General features: G+C 57.9%; 20 protein-coding genes. 15 read left to right on the top strand and 5 right to left on the bottom strand.

Translation table 11 applies throughout. The features are described 5' to 3' along the window. Window positions 1-5: 5 nt before the first annotated feature. Entirely contained in the window at window positions 6-326 is a 321-nt protein-coding gene (gene cyaY, locus N037_RS12970) for an iron donor protein CyaY (RefSeq protein ID WP_023333807.1), read from the bottom strand. 135 nt (window positions 327-461) lie between these two features. Between cyaY and lptM the strand changes: the two genes are divergently transcribed. From lptM to corA, 8 genes are all read left to right on the top strand, one after another. Next, window positions 462-665, top strand: a complete 204-nt coding sequence (gene lptM / locus N037_RS24040; protein ID WP_032641437.1) for an LPS translocon maturation chaperone LptM — start codon at window positions 462-464, stop codon at window positions 663-665. A 35-nt stretch (window positions 666-700) separates the two neighbouring features. Further along, window positions 701-1,525: a diaminopimelate epimerase gene (dapF, locus tag N037_RS12975; protein WP_008501545.1), complete on the top strand. Its 825-nt coding sequence runs from the start codon at window positions 701-703 to the stop codon at window positions 1,523-1,525. Continuing rightward, on the top strand, window positions 1,522-2,229 hold the full coding sequence (locus N037_RS12980; protein ID WP_023309626.1) for a DUF484 domain-containing protein: 708 nt from the start codon (window positions 1,522-1,524) through the stop codon (window positions 2,227-2,229). Before dapF ends, N037_RS12980 begins: the two co-directional genes overlap by 4 nt. Continuing rightward, the gene (xerC, locus tag N037_RS12985) at window positions 2,226-3,128 is read left to right on the top strand and encodes a tyrosine recombinase XerC (RefSeq protein ID WP_032641439.1); all 903 of its coding nucleotides are present in this window, start codon (window positions 2,226-2,228) and stop codon (window positions 3,126-3,128) included. Before N037_RS12980 ends, xerC begins: the two co-directional genes overlap by 4 nt. After that, complete coding sequence (gene yigB / locus N037_RS12990) at window positions 3,128-3,844, top strand: 5-amino-6-(5-phospho-D-ribitylamino)uracil phosphatase YigB (RefSeq protein WP_023333806.1); 717 nt, start codon at window positions 3,128-3,130, stop codon at window positions 3,842-3,844. Before xerC ends, yigB begins: the two co-directional genes overlap by 1 nt. Window positions 3,845-3,951: 107 nt before the next feature. Beyond that, window positions 3,952-6,114 (top strand): DNA helicase II, encoded by a 2,163-nt coding sequence (gene uvrD / locus N037_RS12995; RefSeq protein WP_023333805.1) that lies wholly within the window; start codon window positions 3,952-3,954, stop codon window positions 6,112-6,114. A gap of 149 nt (window positions 6,115-6,263) precedes the next feature. Next, entirely contained in the window at window positions 6,264-6,320 is a 57-nt protein-coding gene (gene ysgD, locus N037_RS25230) for a YsgD/CorL family protein (protein ID WP_212743980.1), read from the top strand. Between the two features lie 151 nt (window positions 6,321-6,471). After that, on the top strand, window positions 6,472-7,422 hold the full coding sequence (corA, locus tag N037_RS13000; protein WP_008501540.1) for a magnesium/cobalt transporter CorA: 951 nt from the start codon (window positions 6,472-6,474) through the stop codon (window positions 7,420-7,422). An 84-nt stretch (window positions 7,423-7,506) separates the two neighbouring features. Here the strand turns inward: corA and rarD are convergent, their stop codons facing one another. Next, window positions 7,507-8,403 (bottom strand): EamA family transporter RarD, encoded by an 897-nt coding sequence (rarD, locus tag N037_RS13005; RefSeq protein ID WP_032641441.1) that lies wholly within the window; start codon window positions 8,401-8,403, stop codon window positions 7,507-7,509. Between the two features lie 51 nt (window positions 8,404-8,454). Beyond that, window positions 8,455-8,922 carry an acyl-CoA thioesterase YigI gene (gene yigI, locus N037_RS13010; RefSeq protein WP_008501538.1) on the bottom strand — a complete coding sequence of 156 codons (468 nt, stop codon included), beginning with the start codon at window positions 8,920-8,922 and terminating at the stop codon, window positions 8,455-8,457. 163 nt (window positions 8,923-9,085) lie between these two features. Between yigI and pldA the strand changes: the two genes are divergently transcribed. From pldA to rhtC, 3 genes are all read left to right on the top strand, one after another. Then, a complete protein-coding gene (pldA, locus tag N037_RS13015; RefSeq protein ID WP_023333803.1) occupies window positions 9,086-9,955 on the top strand; it encodes a phospholipase A in 870 nt (289 codons plus the stop codon). Between the two features lie 90 nt (window positions 9,956-10,045). Beyond that, complete coding sequence (recQ, locus tag N037_RS13020; protein ID WP_032641444.1) at window positions 10,046-11,875, top strand: ATP-dependent DNA helicase RecQ; 1,830 nt, start codon at window positions 10,046-10,048, stop codon at window positions 11,873-11,875. Window positions 11,876-11,936: 61 nt separating this feature from the next. Continuing rightward, window positions 11,937-12,557 carry a threonine export protein RhtC gene (gene rhtC / locus N037_RS13025; RefSeq protein ID WP_032641446.1) on the top strand — a complete coding sequence of 207 codons (621 nt, stop codon included), beginning with the start codon at window positions 11,937-11,939 and terminating at the stop codon, window positions 12,555-12,557. Here the strand turns inward: rhtC and rhtB are convergent. Beyond that, complete coding sequence (gene rhtB, locus N037_RS13030; protein ID WP_008501533.1) at window positions 12,554-13,174, bottom strand: homoserine/homoserine lactone efflux protein; 621 nt, start codon at window positions 13,172-13,174, stop codon at window positions 12,554-12,556. The two genes, rhtC and rhtB, sit on opposite strands and share 4 nt — an antisense overlap. Window positions 13,175-13,284: 110 nt before the next feature. Between rhtB and pldB the strand changes: the two genes are divergently transcribed. From pldB to N037_RS13045, 3 genes are all read left to right on the top strand, one after another. Then, the gene (pldB, locus tag N037_RS13035; RefSeq protein ID WP_023333800.1) at window positions 13,285-14,277 is read left to right on the top strand and encodes a lysophospholipase L2; all 993 of its coding nucleotides are present in this window, start codon (window positions 13,285-13,287) and stop codon (window positions 14,275-14,277) included. A gap of 31 nt (window positions 14,278-14,308) precedes the next feature. Further along, complete coding sequence (yigL, locus tag N037_RS13040; RefSeq protein ID WP_023333799.1) at window positions 14,309-15,109, top strand: sugar/pyridoxal phosphate phosphatase YigL; 801 nt, start codon at window positions 14,309-14,311, stop codon at window positions 15,107-15,109. Between the two features lie 82 nt (window positions 15,110-15,191). Beyond that, complete coding sequence (locus tag N037_RS13045; RefSeq protein WP_032641447.1) at window positions 15,192-16,091, top strand: carboxylate/amino acid/amine transporter; 900 nt, start codon at window positions 15,192-15,194, stop codon at window positions 16,089-16,091. On the opposite strand, the gene metR is transcribed toward N037_RS13045, so the two are convergent. Then, the gene (gene metR / locus N037_RS13050) at window positions 15,979-16,932 is read right to left on the bottom strand and encodes an HTH-type transcriptional regulator MetR (RefSeq protein ID WP_023333797.1); all 954 of its coding nucleotides are present in this window, start codon (window positions 16,930-16,932) and stop codon (window positions 15,979-15,981) included. The genes N037_RS13045 and metR overlap by 113 nt on opposite strands. Window positions 16,933-17,047: 115 nt before the next feature. On the opposite strand from metR, the gene metE reads away from it, so the two are divergent. Then, window positions 17,048-19,309: a 5-methyltetrahydropteroyltriglutamate--homocysteine S-methyltransferase gene (metE, locus tag N037_RS13055; protein ID WP_032641449.1), complete on the top strand. Its 2,262-nt coding sequence runs from the start codon at window positions 17,048-17,050 to the stop codon at window positions 19,307-19,309. Window positions 19,310-19,312 lie beyond the last annotated feature (3 nt).

Raw genomic sequence — 19,312 nt, forward strand, 5'->3', positions numbered from 1 at the left:
CAAAACTACCTAAAACTCACAGCCTCACCCGCCTGCGCGGTCGCCGCCTGTTCCAGCAAATCCCAGAACGGTACGCCGCTGCGGTCGCAAACCCACTCCCCGTCTTTCAGATCGAAATGATAGCCACCCTGTTTCGCGGCCAGCCAGACCTGGTGAAGCGGCTCCTGGCGGTTAATAATAATTTTGCTGCCATTTTCGAAGCTCAGGGTCAGAATGCCGCCGTTGATTTCACAATCGATATCGCTGTCGCCGTCCCAGTCGTCAAGACGCTCTTCGATGGTCATCCACAGGTTGTCGGCAAGGCGATGGAATTCACTGTCGTTCATGGTTTTGTTCCTGTTTTTCGTGATGCCGGCAGTATAACCCTAAATAATTCCCGTTGCAGGAAAGCGGCAAACTCTTGCTTTTGTGTCTTCTCCTGCGATGATAGAAACAGATTTGAACTTACGGGCAACTTTATAATGAAAAACGCTTTCCGAACGCTTGCCGTTCTCATCACGCTGTTTAGCCTGACTGGCTGCGGACTGAAGGGACCACTTTATTTCCCACCTGAGGATAAAACTGCGCCGCCGCCGACAAAACCTGTGCAAAGCGGTATTGAGTCTACCACGCCAAATACTAACGATCGTGGCGACAGCGGTGGCCCGACTCAGGTTAATCTCTGACGACAACGTTCTGTACCCGCGCAATGGAGCAAATGATGCAGTTCTCTAAAATGCATGGCCTTGGCAACGATTTTATGGTCGTCGACGCGGTAACGCAGAATGTGTTTTTCTCCCCGGAACTGATCCGTCGCCTGGCGGATCGGCACCTGGGCGTGGGGTTCGATCAGCTGCTGGTGGTCGAGCCACCGTACGATCCCGACCTCGATTTTCACTACCGTATTTTTAACGCGGACGGCAGCGAAGTTAACCAGTGCGGCAACGGCGCGCGCTGTTTTGCTCGCTTTGTCCGCCTGAAAGGGCTGACCAACAAGCGTGATATTCGCGTCAGCACCGCCAATGGTCGCATGGTGCTCAGCGTCACCGATGATGAACTGGTGCGCGTGAACATGGGCGAGCCTAACTTCGAGCCCTCCGTCGTGCCGTTTCGCGCAAACAAAGCGGAAAAGACCTATATTATGCGTGCGGCCGAGCAGACAGTATTGTGCGGCGTCGTCTCAATGGGTAACCCACACTGCGTGATTCAGGTTGATGATGTGGAAACTGCCGCGGTCGAAACGCTCGGCCCGGTGCTGGAAAGCCACGAACGTTTCCCGGAGCGCGCGAACATCGGCTTTATGCAGGTGGTGAAGCGCGAGCACATTCGCCTTCGGGTTTACGAGCGCGGCGCGGGCGAGACTCAGGCCTGCGGAAGCGGCGCCTGTGCTGCGGTGGCCGTGGGCATCTCCCAGGGGTTACTGGCAGAAGAGGTTCGCGTGGAGTTACCGGGCGGTCGGCTTGATATCGCCTGGAAAGGACCGGGTCATCCACTGTATATGACTGGCCCGGCGGCACATGTCTATGACGGGTTTATCCATCTATGAAGCAACCAGGGGAAGAACTGCAGGAAACAGTGACGGAACTGGACGACAGAGCTGTTGTTGATTATCTGCTGCGCAATCCTGAGTTTTTTATTCGCAATGCACGCGTCGTCGAAGAGATGCGCGTGCCGCATCCGGTTCGTGGGACCGTGTCGCTGGTCGAATGGCACATGGCGCGCTCGCGCAACCACATCAATCAGCTTGAAGAGAACATGACGCTGCTGATGGAGCAGGCCAGCACCAACGAAAGCCTGTTCTATCGACTGCTGCATCTGCAGGCGCGTCTGGCGTCGGCGCACAGTCTCGACGAGTTCCTCAGCCGCTTCCACCGCTGGGCGCGCGAACTCGGGCTGGCAGGCGCAACGATTCGTCTGTTCCCTGACCGCTGGCGCATTGGGGCACCTTCGGGGTTTACCCATCTGGCGCTCAGCCGCCAGGCGTTTGAACCGCTGCGCATTCAGCGTCTGGGCCATGAGCACCACTATCTGGGGCCGCTGAACGGACCTGAGCTGCTGGTGGTATTGCCGGAAGCCAAAGCGATTGGCTCGGTGGCGATGTCGCTGATGGGGCGCGATGGCGATCTGGGGGTCATGTTATTTACCAGCCGCGACGCGCATCACTATGAGCAGGGGCAAGCCACGCACCTGCTGCAGGAGATCGCCCTGATGCTGCCCGAGCTGCTGGAGCGCTGGATTGAGCGCGTATGACGGACGGACTGCTCGCCACTGACGTCTCGCGCTTTCTGCGCTATCTGGGCGTGGAGCGTCAGCTTAGCCCCATTACCCTGCTCAACTACCAGCGTCAGCTTGATGCCATCATGCAGATTGCCGACGAAATCGGCCTGAAAAGCTGGCAGCAATGTGACGCTGCGACGGTACGCGGGTTCGTTGTGCGTAGCCGTAAAAAAAATCTCAGTCCGGCGAGCCTGGCACTCAGGCTCTCAGCGCTGCGCAGTTTCTTCGACTGGCTGGTCAGCCAGGGGGGCTTAAAAGCCAACCCGGCAAAAGGGATCGCCACGCCAAAAGCGCCGCGCCATCTGCCTAAAAATATCGACGTCGACGACGTAAACCGCCTGCTGGATATCGATCTTAACGATCCGCTGGCCGTGCGCGACCGCGCGATGCTGGAGGTGATGTACGGTGCCGGGCTGCGTCTCTCTGAGCTGGTTAATCTTGATTTAAAACACCTCGATCTGGAGTCCGGTGAAGTGTGGGTGATGGGCAAGGGCAGCAAAGAGCGCCGCCTGCCTATTGGCCGCAACGCGGTCTCCTGGATTGAGCACTGGCTTGACCTGCGCGGGCTGTTTGGCGCCGAAGAGGATGCGCTGTTCCTGTCGAAGCTCGGCAAGCGGATCTCGGCGCGTAACGTGCAGAAACGCTTTGCGGAGTGGGGCATTAAGCAGGGGCTGAACAGCCACGTTCACCCGCACAAGCTGCGCCACTCCTTTGCGACACACATGCTTGAGTCAAGCGGCGATCTGCGCGGCGTGCAGGAACTGCTTGGCCACGCGAATCTGTCGACCACTCAAATCTATACCCACTTAGACTTCCAACACCTTGCCTCGGTGTATGACGCGGCGCATCCACGCGCCAAACGGGGGAAATAATGCGTTTTTACCGCCCACTCGGTCAGATCTCAGCCCTGACGTTTGACCTTGATGACACCCTTTACGACAACCGCGAGGTGATCCTGCGTACCGAGCAGGAGTCGCTGGCGTTTGTGCAGAACTACCATCCCGCGCTGAAAGCGATGCAGAACAAAGATTTTCAGCAGCTGCGTCAGTCCCTGCGGGAGACCGAGCCGGACATCTACCACGACGTGACCGAATGGCGTCGTCGTGCGGTTGAGCAGGCGATGCTCAATGCCGGCCTGAGCGCGCAGGACGCGGCCATCGGTGCCGAAGCGTCCATGGAAAACTTCGCCAAATGGCGCAGCCGTATCGACGTGCCGCAGGAGACCCACGACACGCTGGCGAAGCTTGCCGAAAAGTGGCCGCTGGTGGCGATCACCAACGGCAATGCCCAGCCCGAGCTGTTTGGCCTTAGCGATTACTTTGAATTTGTGCTGCGCGCAGGCCCGCACGGGCGCGCGAAGCCGTTCAGCGACATGTACCATCTGGCGGCGGATAAGCTTAACCTGCCGCTCGGTAAGATCCTGCACGTCGGGGACGACCTCACCACGGACGTGGCCGGTGCTATCCGCTGCGGCATGCAGGCCTGCTGGATCAAGCCGGAAAACGCCGACCTGATGACCACGCTGGACAGCCGTCTTCTGCCGCACGTGGAAATTTCACGGTTGGCATCCCTCACGACGCTGATATAATCACCAGTAATATTGTATAAATTACCAGGGTTTTGCAGTTGTAGGCCCGGTAAGCGAAGCGCCACCGGGCGTTTCGCTGTGTTCCTGAATACTATGTGACGGTGCCAATGGACGTTTCTTACCTGCTCGACAGCCTTAATGACAAACAGCGTGACGCGGTTGCCGCCTCGCGCACCAACCTGCTGGTGCTGGCTGGAGCGGGCAGTGGTAAGACGCGCGTGCTGGTTCACCGTATCGCCTGGCTGCAGAGCGTGGAAAACTGCTCACCGTACTCCATCATGGCGGTCACGTTCACCAACAAGGCGGCGGCGGAGATGCGCCACCGCATCGCGCAGCTGATGGGTACCAGCCAGGGCGGCATGTGGGTCGGTACCTTCCACGGTCTGGCGCACCGCCTGCTGCGCGCACACCATATGGACGCCAACCTGCCGCAGGATTTCCAGATCCTCGACAGCGAAGATCAGCTCCGTCTGCTGAAGCGCCTGATTAAGGCGATGAACCTCGACGAGAAGCAGTGGCCGCCGCGTCAGGCGATGTGGTACATCAACGGCCAGAAGGACGAGGGGCTGCGCCCGCACCATATCCAGAGCTTCGGCAACCCGGTCGAGCAGACCTGGCAGAACGTCTACAAGGCCTATCAGGAAGCATGCGATCGCGCCGGTCTGGTGGATTTCGCCGAGCTGCTGCTGCGCGCCCACGAGCTGTGGCTCAACAAGCCGCACATCCTGCAGCACTACCGTGAACGCTTTACCAATATCCTGGTGGACGAGTTCCAGGATACCAACAACATCCAGTACGCGTGGATACGCCTGCTGGCCGGTGATACCGGCAAGGTGATGATCGTAGGCGATGATGACCAGTCGATCTACGGCTGGCGCGGGGCGCAGGTGGAGAACATCCAGCGCTTCCTCAACGATTTCCCTGGCGCACAGACCATCCGTCTGGAGCAGAACTACCGCTCAACCAGCAACATTCTGAGTGCGGCCAACGCCCTGATTGAAAACAACAACGGGCGTCTGGGTAAAAAGCTGTGGACCGACGGCGTCGACGGCGAACCGATTTCGATTTACTGCGCCTTCAACGAGCTCGACGAAGCCCGCTTCGTGGTGAACCGCATCAAAACCTGGCAGGACAACGGCGGCGCGCTGGAGCAGTGCGCCATTCTCTACCGCAGCAACGCCCAGTCGCGCGTGTTGGAAGAGGCGCTGCTGCAGGTGAGCATGCCGTACCGCATTTATGGCGGCATGCGATTCTTCGAACGTCAGGAAATCAAAGATGCGCTTTCATATCTGCGCCTGATCGCCAACCGCAACGACGATGCGGCGTTTGAGCGCGTGGTCAACACGCCGACCCGCGGCATCGGTGACCGCACGCTGGACGTGGTGCGCCAGGCCTCGCGTGACCGCCAGCTTACGCTCTGGCAAGCATGCCGCGAGCTGCTGCAGGAAAAAGCCCTCGCCGGGCGTGCCGCCAGCGCATTACAGCGCTTCCTTGAGCTGATTGACGCCCTGGCGCAGGAAACCGCCGACATGCCGCTGCACGTGCAGACCGACCGGGTGATTAAAGACTCCGGCCTGCGTACCATGTACGAGCAGGAGAAAGGCGAGAAGGGTCAGACCCGTATCGAGAACTTAGAGGAACTGGTGACGGCGACGCGCCAGTTCAGCTACAACGAAGAAGACGAAGACCTGATGCCGCTCCAGGCGTTCCTCTCTCACGCCGCGCTGGAAGCGGGGGAAGGGCAGGCGGATACCTGGCAGGATGCGGTTCAGCTCATGACCCTGCACTCTGCCAAAGGCCTCGAGTTCCCGCAGGTATTTATCGTCGGGATGGAAGAGGGGATGTTCCCGAGCCAGATGTCGCTGGATGAGGGCGGCCGTCTGGAAGAGGAGCGTCGTCTGGCCTACGTGGGCGTGACGCGCGCGATGCAAAAGCTGACGCTGACCTACGCCGAAACCCGCCGTCTGTACGGTAAAGAGGTTTATCACCGTCCGTCGCGCTTTATCGGCGAGCTGCCGGAAGAGTGCGTGGAAGAGGTGCGTCTGCGGGCGAGCATCAGCCGTCCGGTCAGTCATCAGCGCATGGGCTCGCCGATTGCGGAAACCGACACCGGCTACAAGCTGGGTCAGCGCGTGCGCCATTCGAAGTTTGGCGAAGGCACCATTGTGAATCTGGAAGGCAGCGGCGAGCACAGCCGTCTGCAGGTGGCGTTCCAGGGGCAAGGGATCAAATGGCTGGTGGCGGCCTATGCGAAGCTGGAAACGGTCTAACATTCAGAAAAATATCATTATTTTGTAATAATCTGCTAGCCTTATACAGTGAAGGTCAATTAATGCCCTTCAGCGTTCCGTTGCGTGTTGACGCCACAGTTATAGCTGGCGTAACATGCGCGCACGATTACGCTAAGAGGACATTCGCCTTGGACACACCCAGTAGATACTGGCTCAATTCCCTGTCATCCAGGAACAACTCCTAAGGCTATCTCCTCTTGCTGATGGCCTTAGTGGTTGTCAGCGACCTGCATTATTCCCGTCGCGCTGAGTCAGGCTGTTTAATGGTCTGAAACCCAATTTGTTTCTGTGTGCCCACCGAACTGTCCGATATTTTTTGCATTGGGAGTCCCGGTCATGTTGAGCGCATTTCAACTCGAAAATAACCGACTGACTCGGCTTGAAGCCGAAGAGTCACAGCCCCTCATTGATGCTGTATGGGTGGATCTGGTCGAGCCGGACGACGATGAGCGCCTTCGCGTACAATCTGAGCTGGGGCAAAGCCTGGCAACCCGCCCGGAACTGGAAGACATCGAAGCATCCGCGCGTTTTTTTGAAGACGAAGACGGCCTGCACATTCACTCCTTCTTCTTCTTTGAAGATGCGGAAGATCACGCGGGTAACTCCACCGTGGCGTTTACCATTCGCGACGGCCGCCTGTTTACCCTGCGCGAGCGCGAGCTGCCGGCATTCCGCCTCTACCGCATGCGCGCCCGCAGCCAGGCGATGGTGGACGGTAACGCTTACGAGCTGCTGCTCGATCTGTTCGAGACCAAAATTGAACAGCTGGCGGACGAAATTGAAAACATCTACAGCGATCTGGAAAAGCTGAGCCGCGTGATCATGGAAGGTCATCAGGGCGATGAGTACGACGAAGCGCTCTCAACGCTGGCGGAGCTGGAAGATATCGGCTGGAAGGTGCGTTTGTGTCTTATGGATACCCAGCGCGCGCTGAACTTCCTGGTGCGCAAGGCGCGTCTGCCGGGCGGTCAGCTGGAGCAGGCGCGTGAGATCTTACGAGATATCGAATCCCTGCTGCCGCACAACGAATCTCTGTTCCAGAAGGTGAACTTCCTGATGCAGGCGGCGATGGGCTTTATCAACATCGAGCAGAACCGCATCATCAAGATCTTCTCGGTGGTATCCGTGGTGTTCCTGCCGCCGACGCTGGTGGCGTCCAGCTATGGGATGAACTTTGAGTTTATGCCGGAGCTGAAGTGGAGCTTTGGCTACCCGGGGGCGATTATCTTTATGATCCTCGCGGGGCTGGCGCCGTATCTGTACTTTAAGCGTCGTAACTGGCTTTGAGAATCCGCCCGGTGGCGCTACGCTTATCGGGCCTACAGATCTTGTAGGCCGGATAAGGCGCAGCCGCCATCCGGCAAAAAGGCACTACAGCCCCTTGCGCACCCTGCGCTGGGTATAAATCGCATCCGCAACGAAAATCGCCAGCGCCACCCAGATAAAGGCGAACGTCACCATCTTATCCGCACCCGGCACTTCGCCGTAAAACACCACTGCCAGCAGGAACATCAGCGTCGGGCCAATGTACTGGAAGAAGCCCAGCGTGGAGAGACGCAGACGCGTCGCTGCACCGGTGAAGCACAGCAGAGGAATGGTGGTCACCACGCCCGCCGCCATCAGCATCAGGTTCAGCGACCACGGGTTGCTGCCCATATGGCTGGTTGGGCTGTCGGCGATGCCGAAGAGATAAATCGCCGCCACCGGCAGCAGCCACAGGGTTTCAAACAGCATCCCCGTCTGCGCTTCCACCGCAATCTTCTTACGCACCAGACCATAGAAGGCAAAGCTAAACGCCAGGCCGAGGGCAATAATCGGCAACGAGCCGAAGGTCCATAGCTGCACCAGCACGCCGCAGAAGGCCAGAATCACCGCCACCCACTGCATCCGGCGGAAGCGTTCGCCGAGGAAAATCATCCCCAGCACGATGTTCACCAGCGGGTTAATGAAGTACCCCAGGCTCGCTTCGAGCATGTGATGGTTATTCACCGCCCAGATGAACAGCAGCCAGTTGCCGCCAATCAGCACCGCTGAGAGCGCCAGCAGGAAGACCTTTTTAGGGGTTTTGAACAGCGTTTTGACGCCCGACCACTGACGGCTGAGGCTCATCAGCGCAATCATAAAGAAGAATGACCAGATAACGCGATGAGTCAGGATCTCATCGGCCGGAACGTAGGCGATAAGCTTGAAATACGCCGGGGCAATACCCCAAATAAAATAAGCGGCAAGGGCGAGTAAAACGCCCTGCCGCGTCTGTTTAGCATCCATCGGGAAAATCCGTTACAAATAAGTGAATTAATTTTACCCGATTTTGCCGCCTCAACCCACCATATAAGTGGCGGTTGCGCTGGCGATATACACCTGTTCTTCGTTGTGTAATTCAACGCGCGCCACAGCAACTTTGTTGCCCGCGCGCAGCAGGCTGCTGGTACAGGTAAAGCGATTTCCGCGCCCCGGGCGAAGATAGTCGACGCGCAGATCAATGGTGCCCATGCGTGCCAGACGCTGGCGAAGTTCGTCTTCGTTGATGGTGTCATGGCGGGTCAGCGTACTGCCCACGCAGACCAAACCTGCCGCGACGTCCAGCGCGGAGGCAATCACGCCGCCGTGCAAAATACTTTGCGCCCAGTTTCCCACCATCATCGGCTGATTGTTGAAGCTCAGCTGGGCAAAGTCTTTCTCGTAACGCTCCAGCTCCAGTCCCAGCGCGCGGTTAAACGGCATATGGTAAACAAAAATCTCGCCCACGAGTTTTAACACTTCTTCGGCGGTAAGCATGGCTGACATGAGGCATTACATCCTTATTGTTAATGAAATGTTGATTTTATGCCTCGACAACAAGGAATTCCACTTTCAGAAACGAGGATGCAGCAGTTGTCGCAGAAGTCTGTAGAATGTCCGCCACATAACTATTCAGGTAATTTTACTCTTTTGCAGGAGAACACCACCGATGCGGACGTATCTGGCCTGGTTACTGGCGGCGGTTGCGCTGCCCCTCACAGCATATGCGCAGGAAGCGACGATCAAAGAGGTGCATGATAAACCTGCCGTTCACGGCAGCATTATCGCGAACCTTCTTCAGGAGCATGACAATCCGTTCACGCTCTATCCGTATGACACCAACTACGTGATTTACACCCAGACCAGCGATCTCAACAAAGAAGCGATAAGCTCCTATAACTGGTCTGATAATGCGCGTAAAGATGAGGTGAAGTTCCAGCTCAGCCTCGCGTTCCCGTTCTGGCGCGGTATTCTGGGGCCGAACTCGGTGCTCGGGGCGTCTTACACGCAGAAATCCTGGTGGCAGCTCTCGAACAGCGGAGAGTCCTCACCGTTCCGTGAAACCAACTATGAGCCGCAGCTTTTCCTCGGTTTTGCAACGGATTATGAGTTTGCGGGCTGGACGCTGCGTGACGTCGAAGTGGGCTTTAACCACGATTCCAACGGCCGTTCCGACCCTACCTCGCGCAGCTGGAACCGTGCCTATACGCGTCTGATGGCGCAGAACGGTAACTGGATGGTGGAAGTGAAGCCGTGGTATGTGGTGGGCGAAACCGATGACAACCCGGATATCACCAAATATATGGGCTATTACCAGCTCAAAGTCGGCTACCAGTTGGGTGATGCCGTGCTCAGCGCCAAAGGCCAGTACAACTGGAACACCGGCTACGGCGGTGCGGAAGTGGGCTTAAGCTATCCAATGACGAAGCATGTCCGCATCTATACTCAGGTGTACAGCGGTTACGGCGAGTCGCTTATCGATTACAACTTCAACCAGACCCGCGTCGGCGTGGGCGTGATGCTGAACGATATTCTCTAGGCTGTTCGAATGTTTTTGCGTTAAACGTTGAAGTTTCTCTCTCAGGCGCTGAAAATAGCGCCTGTTTCATTTCTGGCATATGGGGTTAACGTGGCGCAGGCGGAAGTATTGAATCAGGAGTCGCTGGCTAAACAGGTTTTGCATGAAACCTTTGGCTACCAGCAGTTCCGCCCCGGCCAGGAAACCATCATTGAAACGGTGCTGGAAGGTCGTGATTGCCTGGTGGTGATGCCAACCGGCGGCGGTAAGTCCCTCTGTTATCAGGTACCCGCGCTGGTACTTAACGGCCTGACGGTCGTGGTATCCCCTCTCATTTCTCTGATGAAAGACCAGGTTGACCAGCTGCTCGCCAACGGCGTGGCGGCGGCCTGTCTCAACTCGACCCAAACCCGGGAGCAGCAGCAAGAGGTGATGGCCGGTTGTCGTACCGGGCAGATCCGCCTGCTGTATATCGCGCCGGAACGCCTGATGCTGGATAACTTCCTCGATCACCTTGCGCACTGGAACCCTGTTCTGCTGGCAGTGGATGAAGCGCACTGTATCTCCCAGTGGGGACACGATTTTCGCCCGGAATATGCCGCCCTCGGCCAGCTGCGTCAGCGCTTCCCCGAGCTGCCGTTTATGGCGCTCACCGCCACGGCGGATGATACCACGCGGCTGGATATCGTTCGTCTACTCGGGCTGAACGACCCCTATATTCAGGTCAGCAGCTTCGACCGCCCTAACATCCGCTATATGCTGATGGAAAAGTTCAAGCCGCTGGATCAGCTCCTGCGCTACGTCCAGGAGCAGCGCGGCAAGTCCGGCATCATCTACTGCAACAGCCGTGCGAAGGTCGAAGACACCGCCGCGCGTCTGCAAAATCGCGGCTTTAGCGCCGCCGCGTATCATGCCGGGTTAGAGAACCACATCCGCGCCGACGTGCAGGAGAAATTCCAGCGCGACGATCTGCAAATCGTGGTCGCGACGGTGGCGTTCGGAATGGGCATTAACAAGCCGAACGTGCGCTTTGTGGTGCATTTCGACATCCCGCGCAATATCGAATCCTACTATCAGGAAACCGGCCGCGCCGGGCGTGACGGCCTGCCTGCGGAAGCGATGTTGTTTTACGATCCGGCCGATATGGCGTGGCTGCGCCGCTGTCTGGAAGAGAAACCGCAGGGACAGCTGCAGGATATCGAGCGCCACAAGCTCAACGCGATGGGCGCGTTTGCCGAAGCGCAAACCTGCCGCCGTCTTGTGCTGCTCAACTACTTTGGTGAAGGGCGACAGGAACCGTGCGGCAACTGCGATATCTGCCTGGATCCGCCGAAACAGTACGATGGCTTGATGGATGCGCGTAAGGCGCTCTCGACCATTTACCGTGTGAATCAGCGCTTCGGGATGGGCTACGTGGTGGAGGTGCTGCGCGGTGCCAACAACCAGCGTATCCGCGACATGGACCACGACAAGCTGCCGGTCTACGGTATTGGCAAAGAGCAGAGCCACGAGCACTGGGTGAGTATCATTCGCCAGCTGATTCACCTCGGCTTTGCCACGCAGAACATTGCCCAGCACTCCGCCCTGCAGCTGACCGAAGCGGCGCGTCCGGTCCTGCGCGGTGACGTTGAACTGAAGCTCGCCGTGCCGCGCGTCATCGCCCTGAAGCCGCGCGTAATGCAAAAATCGTACGGCGGCAACTACGACCGCAAGCTGTTCGCCAAACTGCGCAAGCTGCGTAAAGCTATCGCTGACGAAGAGAACATCCCGCCGTACGTGGTGTTCAACGATGCGACGCTGATTGAGATGGCCGAGCAGATGCCGCTCAGCGCAAGTGAGATGCTCAGCGTCAACGGCGTGGGGACACGCAAGCTGGAGCGCTTCGGTAAAGAGTTTATGGCGCTCATCCGCTCTCACGCCGATGGTGATGATGAGGAGTAGTCAGCCGGGCGAAAAAGTGCCAGGATGATGACTCACTGAATTATTTCCCCGCGAGTTAATTATGTTGATGCTATTTCTCACCGTGGCGTTAGTGCACATCGTTGCGCTGATGAGCCCCGGCCCGGACTTTTTCTTCGTATCACAAACGGCCGTCAGCCGCTCCCGCAAAGAGGCGATGATGGGCGTGCTCGGTATCACCATGGGCGTTATGGTCTGGGCGGCCGTTGCGCTGCTCGGTCTGAACCTTATCCTGGCGAAGATGGCCTGGCTGCATAACATCATTATGGTCGGCGGCGGTCTGTACCTGTGCTGGATGGGCTACCAGATGCTGCGTGGGGCGCTGAAGAAAGAAGAGAAAAAGCCGAAAGAGCCAAAGGTGGAGCTGGCAACGGGCGGCCGCAGCTTTGTAAAAGGGCTGCTGACCAATCTGGCAAACCCGAAAGCCATTATCTATTTCGGCTCGGTGTTCTCGCTGTTTGTCGGGGATAACGTCGGTGCGGGCGCGCGCTGGGGCATCTTCCTGCTGATTGTCATTGAAACCTTTGCCTGGTTTACCATCGTGGCCAGCCTGTTCGCTTTACCGGCAATGCGCCGCGGCTACCAGCGTATCGCGAAGTGGATTGACGGCTTCGCCGGCGCGCTGTTCGCCGGCTTCGGTATTCATCTCATCATTTCTCGCTAAGCATGACGCGCTGACGCAAGCAGCGCGCCAACCAGCATAAACAGCGAACCAAAGACTTTATTCAGGGCCTTCATCTGTTTAGGCCCTTTTATCCACGCTGCAATTCGCTGCGCCAGCGTCGCGTAACCAATCATCACGATGATATCGACGATAATGGTGGTCGCGCCCAGCACCACGTACTGCATCACCTGCGGCTGGTGCGGCACGATAAACTGCGGGAACAGCGCGGCGAGGAAAACGATGCTCTTCGGGTTGGTCAGATTGACGAACACCGCGCGCTTAAACAGATGGCCGCGATTTTGCGTCTGAGCCAGCGTATTCAGGTTGATGGAGCCTGCCGCGCGCCACTGCTGGATACCGAGCCAAATCAGATACGCCGCACCGGCCCATTTCAGCACCTCAAATGCCAGCACGGAGCGGGAGAACAGGGTGCCCAGACCGATCCCGACCAGTACAATATGAATGCCCAGCCCGGTCTGCAAACCGGCAATCGACGCCGCCGCACCGCGGTAGCCGTGATTGATAGAAGTGGTCATGGTGTTAATAGCACCCGAACCTGGAGAAAGGCTGAGGATAATGGATGTCAGCAGGTAGGCGAACCACCACTCGAAGGTCATTTGAAACTCCCGAACCGTCTATTTTTATGCCACAATACGCTATTATTGAGTCATTTTGTGACCGTTGACGAAAAAAACGATATTCCCTGGATTACGTGAGTGGAAACCCAATGTTTCAGCAGAAAAAGGACTGGGAAACACGAGAAAACGCTTTTGCTGCTTTCTCTATGGGGCCGCTGACCGATTTCTGGCGGCAGCGTGAGGAAGATGAGTTTACGGGCGTCGGGGGCATCCCGGTGCGCTTCGTTCGTTTCCGCAATGAAAAAAATGACCGGGCGATCGTCGTTTGCCCCGGACGTATTGAAAGCTACGTTAAATATGCCGAACTGGCCTACGATCTGGTCCATATGGGGTTCGACGTGCTGATTATCGACCACCGTGGACAGGGGCTGTCCGGTCGTATGCTACCGGATACGCACCGTGGGCATGTCGATAGCTTTAGCGATTACGTCGACGATTTTGCCGCGTTCTGGCAGCAGGAAGTGCAGCCTGGCCCCTGGCGCAAGCGGTATATCCTTGCGCATTCGATGGGCGGCGCCATTTCGACGCTGTTTTTGCAACGGTACGATCACCAGTGCGATGCCATTGCGCTCACCGCGCCGATGTACGGGATCGTCATCCGTTTTCCTGACTGGATGGTGCGCCATCTTCTCGACTGGGCTGAGGGCCATCAGCGCATTCGAGAAGGCTACGCCATTGGTACAGGGCGCTGGCGCGCATTGCCGTTCGCCATCAACGTTCTGACCCACAGCCGACAGCGCTATCGTCGCAACCTGCGCTTTTATGCCGATGAACCGCGCTTGCGCGTGGGTGGCCCGACCTGGCACTGGGTGCGGGAGGGCATTCTGGCCGGTGAGCAGGTGCTGGCGGGCGTAGGCAATGACGACACACCAACGCTCCTGATTCAGGCTGAAGAAGAGCGTGTGGTGGATAACCGTATGCATGACCGCTATTGCGAACTGCGCGCTGCCGCCGGTCACCCTTGTGAAGGGGGAAAACCGCTGGTCATTAACGGCGCGTACCATGAGATCCTTTTTGAAAAGGACGCTATGCGCTCAGTCGCGCTTAACGCCATTGTTGAATTTTTCAACAGGCATAATTGATTCTTGTTTTCCACCAGAGGTTGAAATCCCTATGTACCAGGTTGTTGCATCTGATTTAGATGGCACGCTGCTTTCCCCCGACCACACCCTCTCGCCTTACGCGAAAGAGACCTTAAAACTCCTGACCGCCCGTGGCGTGAACTTTGTGTTCGCTACCGGCCGCCACCACGTGGACGTGGGGCAAATCCGCGATAATCTTGAGATCAAATCGTACATGATCACCTCCAACGGTGCGCGCGTGCATGATACTGACGGTAACCTGATCTTTACCCACAACCTGGATCGCGATATTGCCGCCGATCTGTTCGGCGTGGTGCACAACAACCCGGAAATCGTCACCAACGTTTATCGCAACGACGACTGGTTTATGAACCGCCACCGCCCGGAAGAGATGCGTTTCTTCAAGGAAGCCGTATTCCAGTACTCACTGTACGAGCCGGGTCTGCTGGAGCCGGAAGGGATCAGCAAGGTATTCTTCACGTGTGTAAACCATGAGGAATTGCTGCCGCTGGAACAGGCGATCAACGCCCGCTGGGGCGATCGCGTCAACGTGAGCTTCTCAACCCTGACCTGCCTGGAAGTGATGGCGGGGGGCGTCTCCAAAGGTCATGCGCTGGAGGCCGTCGCGAAACGTCTGGGCTTCGAGCTGAAAGACTGTATCGCCTTTGGCGACGGCATGAACGACGCCGAGATGCTGTCGATGGCGGGCAAGGGCTGCATCATGGAGAACGCGCACCAGCGTCTTAAAGACCTGCACCCGGAGCTGGAAGTGATCGGTACCAACGCAGACAACGCGGTGCCGAAGTATCTGCGCAAACTGTTCCTTGAATAATCTTCATTCGGTTGTTTATTGCTCAGATGTCAACTAAAGAGTTCGCTACAATGCCTCTCCTTCTTTTTGAGAGACAAGCATTGTGGCGCTACTCATTATCACCACTATCCTGTGGGCCTTCTCCTTTAGCCTGATTGGCGAATACCTTGCCGGTTCGGTCGACAGCTACTTCTCGGTGCTGATGCGCGTGGGGCTGGCGGCGCTGGTGTTTCTGCCGTTTCTGCGTACGCGCGGGCAATCGCTGAAAACGATTGTGCTGTACATGCTGGTGGGGGCGATGCAGCTCGGCATCATGTATCTGTTTAGCTTCCGGGCCTACGTCTACCTGTCTGTCTCCGAGTTCCTGCTTTTTACCGTGCTGACGCCGCTCTATATCACGCTGATTTACGACCTGCTCAGCAGGCGCCGCCTGCGCTGGGGTTACCTGCTGAGCGCGGCACTGGCGGTGATCGGCGCGGCGATTATACGCTATGACAAAGTCAGCGATCACTTCTGGACCGGGCTGATGTTCGTCCAGCTCGCTAACATCAGTTTTGCCATCGGCATGGTGGGCTACAAACGCCTGATGGAAACCCGTCCGATGCCGCAGCACAACGCGTTCGCCTGGTTTTATATGGGCGCCGCGATTGTCGCGGTGGCAGCGTGGTTTATGCTCGGTAACCCGCAAAAACTGCCGACAACCTCCGTGCAGTGGGGCGTTCTGGTCTGGCTGGGCGTAGTGGCGTCAGGGCTGGGGTACTTCATGTGGAACTACGGCGCTACGCAGGTAGACGCCGGTACGCTGGGGATCATGAACAACGTGCATGTCCCGGCAGGGCTGCTGGTCAACCTCGCCATCTGGCAGCAACAGCCGCACTGGCCGAGCTTCCTTATTGGGGGAGCGGTGATCCTGGCTTCGCTGTGGGTCCATCGCCGATGGGTCGCTCCGCGCTCCGCACAAACGGAAGATGGTCGCACGCGTGGTTCCGCGCTGAGCGAATAAACGCCTCCGTAATCGGCTGACGCTGCTCGCCATCGCGCACGGCGGCGTACAGTCGGCTCCACAGTCCTTCACCCAGGGTTTTGGTCTGTACCAGACCCTGGCGTTCAAAACTCTCCACCACCCAATGCGGCAGCGCCGCGATGCCCATTCTGGCCGCCACCATCTGAATCAGCAGCAGCGTGTTATCCACGCTTTTCAGCTGCGGGCTAATGCCTGCCGGCTGCAGGAAGTGACGCCAGATATCCAGACGACTGCGCTGGACCGGATAAATCAGCAGCGTTTCTGTCGCCAGGTCTTCCGGCGTAATGCGCGTTTTGGTCGCCAGCGGGTGGTCCGGCGCCAGCACCAGGCGCACTTCATAATCAAACATCGGCGAATAATGCAGGCCGCTGCGCGGCAGGATGTCAGAGGTCATCACCAGGTCCAGCTCGCCCTGCTGCAGCGACGGCTGCGGGTCAAAGGTCACGCCGGATTTGAAGTCCATCTCCACCTGCGGCCACTTCTGACGGAAGTTCTCAAGCGCGGGGGTCAGCCACTGAATACAGCTGTGGCACTCAATGGCGATACGCAGTTTGGTCTGCTGCGGTTCGTTACACGCCTGCAGCGCGCTGGCGATTTGCGGCAGTACCTGATTCGCCAGCTGAAGAAGAATTTCACCTTGCGGCGTAAAGCGCAGGGGCTGGCTCTTGCGCACAAAAAGACGGAAGCCGAGGCGTTGTTCCAGATCGCTGAACTGGTGAGAAAGGGCGGACTGGGTCTGGTGCAGCGTGGCCGCAGCCGCCGCGAGCGAGCCGCAGTTCCGCAACGCTTGTAGCGTTTTCAGGTGTTTTATCTCGATCATGAAAGTCCTTCACTTCGCCATGAACATATTGCGCTTGAGGAATATACAGTACCTGCCAATTATAGATGTGTAAACATCTGGACGTCTAAATAACGAATTTCACAAGGGGCACACCATGACAATCCGCAATCACACTCTCGGTTTCCCTCGCGTTGGCCTGCGTCGCGAGCTGAAAAAAGCGCAAGAAAGCTACTGGGCGGGGAAAGCCACCCGTGAAGAGCTGCTGGCGGTGGGGCGCGAGCTGCGTGCCCGCCACTGGGAGCAGCAAAAACAGGCGGGCATTGACCTGCTGCCGGTGGGCGATTTCGCCTGGTACGACCATGTTCTGACGACCAGCCTGCTGCTTGGCAACGTCCCGGCTCGTCATCAGAACAAAGATGGATCGGTAGATATCGATACCCTGTTCCGCATCGGCCGTGGCCGCGCGCCAACGGGGGAGCCCGCGGCAGCGGCGGAAATGACCAAGTGGTTTAACACTAACTATCACTATATGGTGCCGGAGTTCGTGAAAGGCCAGCAGTTCAGCCTGACCTGGACGCAGCTGCTGGACGAGGTGGACGAAGCGCTGGCGCTGGGCCACCAGGTGAAGCCGGTGCTGCTCGGGCCGGTAACCTACCTGTGGCTGGGCAAAGTGAAAGGCGAGCCGTTTGACCGACTCAGCCTGCTGAAGGATATCCTGCCGGTCTACAAACAGGTGCTGATTGAGCTGGGCAAACGCGGCATTCAGTGGGTGCAAATCGACGAGCCTGCGCTGGTGCTTGAGCTGCCCCAGGTTTGGCTCGATGCCTTCAAACCGGCGTATGACGCGCTCACCGGGCAGGTGAAGCTGCTGCTCACCACCTATTTCGAAGGCGTGACGCCAAACCTGAAGACCATTAACGCGCTGCCGGTGCAGGGCCTGCACGTTGACCTCGTACACGGTAAAGATGATGTGGCGGAGCTGCACAAGCGCCTGCCAGCAGACTGGCTGCTTTCTGCCGGGCTGGTTAACGGTCGTAACGTCTGGCGCGCCGATCTCACCGAGAAATACGCCCAGATTAAGGACATCGTCGGCAAACGTGAGCTATGGGTGGCATCCTCTTGCTCGCTGCTGCACAGCCCAATCGATCTGAGCGTGGAGACCCGCCTCGACCCTGAAGTGAAAAGCTGGTTTGCCTTCGCCCTGCAAAAATGTGAAGAGCTGACGCTGCTGCGCGACGCGCTGAACAGCGGCGACACGGCGGCGATTACCGAATGGAGCGCGCCGATCCAGGCACGTCGTCACTCAGCCCGTGTGCACAACCCGGCGGTGGAAAAACGTCTGGCGGCCATCACCGCCCAGGACAGCCAGCGTCAGAGCCCGTATGAGGTGCGCGCTGAAGCGCAACGCGCCCGTTTCAATCTGCCCGCCTGGCCAACCACGACTATCGGCTCTTTCCCGCAAACTACGGAGATCCGCGGCCTGCGTCTGGACTTCAAAAAGGGCAAGCTGGATGCGAATCACTACCGCACCGGCATCGCGGAACACATCAAGCAGGCGATTATCGAGCAGGAACGCCTGGGGCTGGACGTGCTGGTGCACGGCGAGGCCGAGCGTAACGACATGGTGGAATACTTTGGTGAGCACCTGGACGGCTTTGTTTTTACCCAGAACGGCTGGGTGCAGAGCTATGGCTCCCGCTGCGTCAAGCCACCGGTGGTCATTGGTGACGTCAGCCGCCCGGAAGCGATCACGGTTGAATGGGCGAAGTATGCTCAGTCCCTGACCGACAAGCCGGTAAAAGGCATGCTGACCGGCCCTGTAACAATTCTCTGCTGGTCGTTCCCGCGTGAAGACGTGACCCGTGAAACCATCGCCAAACAGATAGCCCTGGCGCTGCGTGACGAAGTGGCGGATCTGGAAGCGGCAGGTATTGGCATTATCCAGATTGACGAACCAGCCCTGCGCGAAGGCCTGCCGCTGCGCCGGAGCGACTGGGACGCCTACCTGCAGTGGGGCGTGGAGGCGTTCCGCATTAACGCCGCGGTGGCGAAGGACGACACGCAGATCCACACCCACATGTGCTACTGCGAATTTAACGACATTATGGATTCGATTGCCGCGCTGGACGCCGACGTGATCACTATCGAGACCTCGCGTTCGGACATGGAGCTGCTGGAGTCGTTTGAAGAGTTCGACTACCCGAATGAAATTGGGCCGGGCGTGTATGACATTCACTCCCCGAACGTGCCGAGCGTGGAGTGGATAGAAGCCCTGCTGAAAAAAGCGGCCCAGCGCATTCCGGCAGAACGCCTGTGGGTGAACCCGGACTGCGGACTGAAAACCCGCGGCTGGCCGGAGACGCGTGCGGCGCTCGCCAACATGGTGAAGGCGGCGCAGAATTTACGTCAGGCTTAATGA

This window comes from Enterobacter sp. EGD-HP1, from assembly GCF_000733275.2.
Taxonomy (GTDB): domain Bacteria; phylum Pseudomonadota; class Gammaproteobacteria; order Enterobacterales; family Enterobacteriaceae; genus Enterobacter.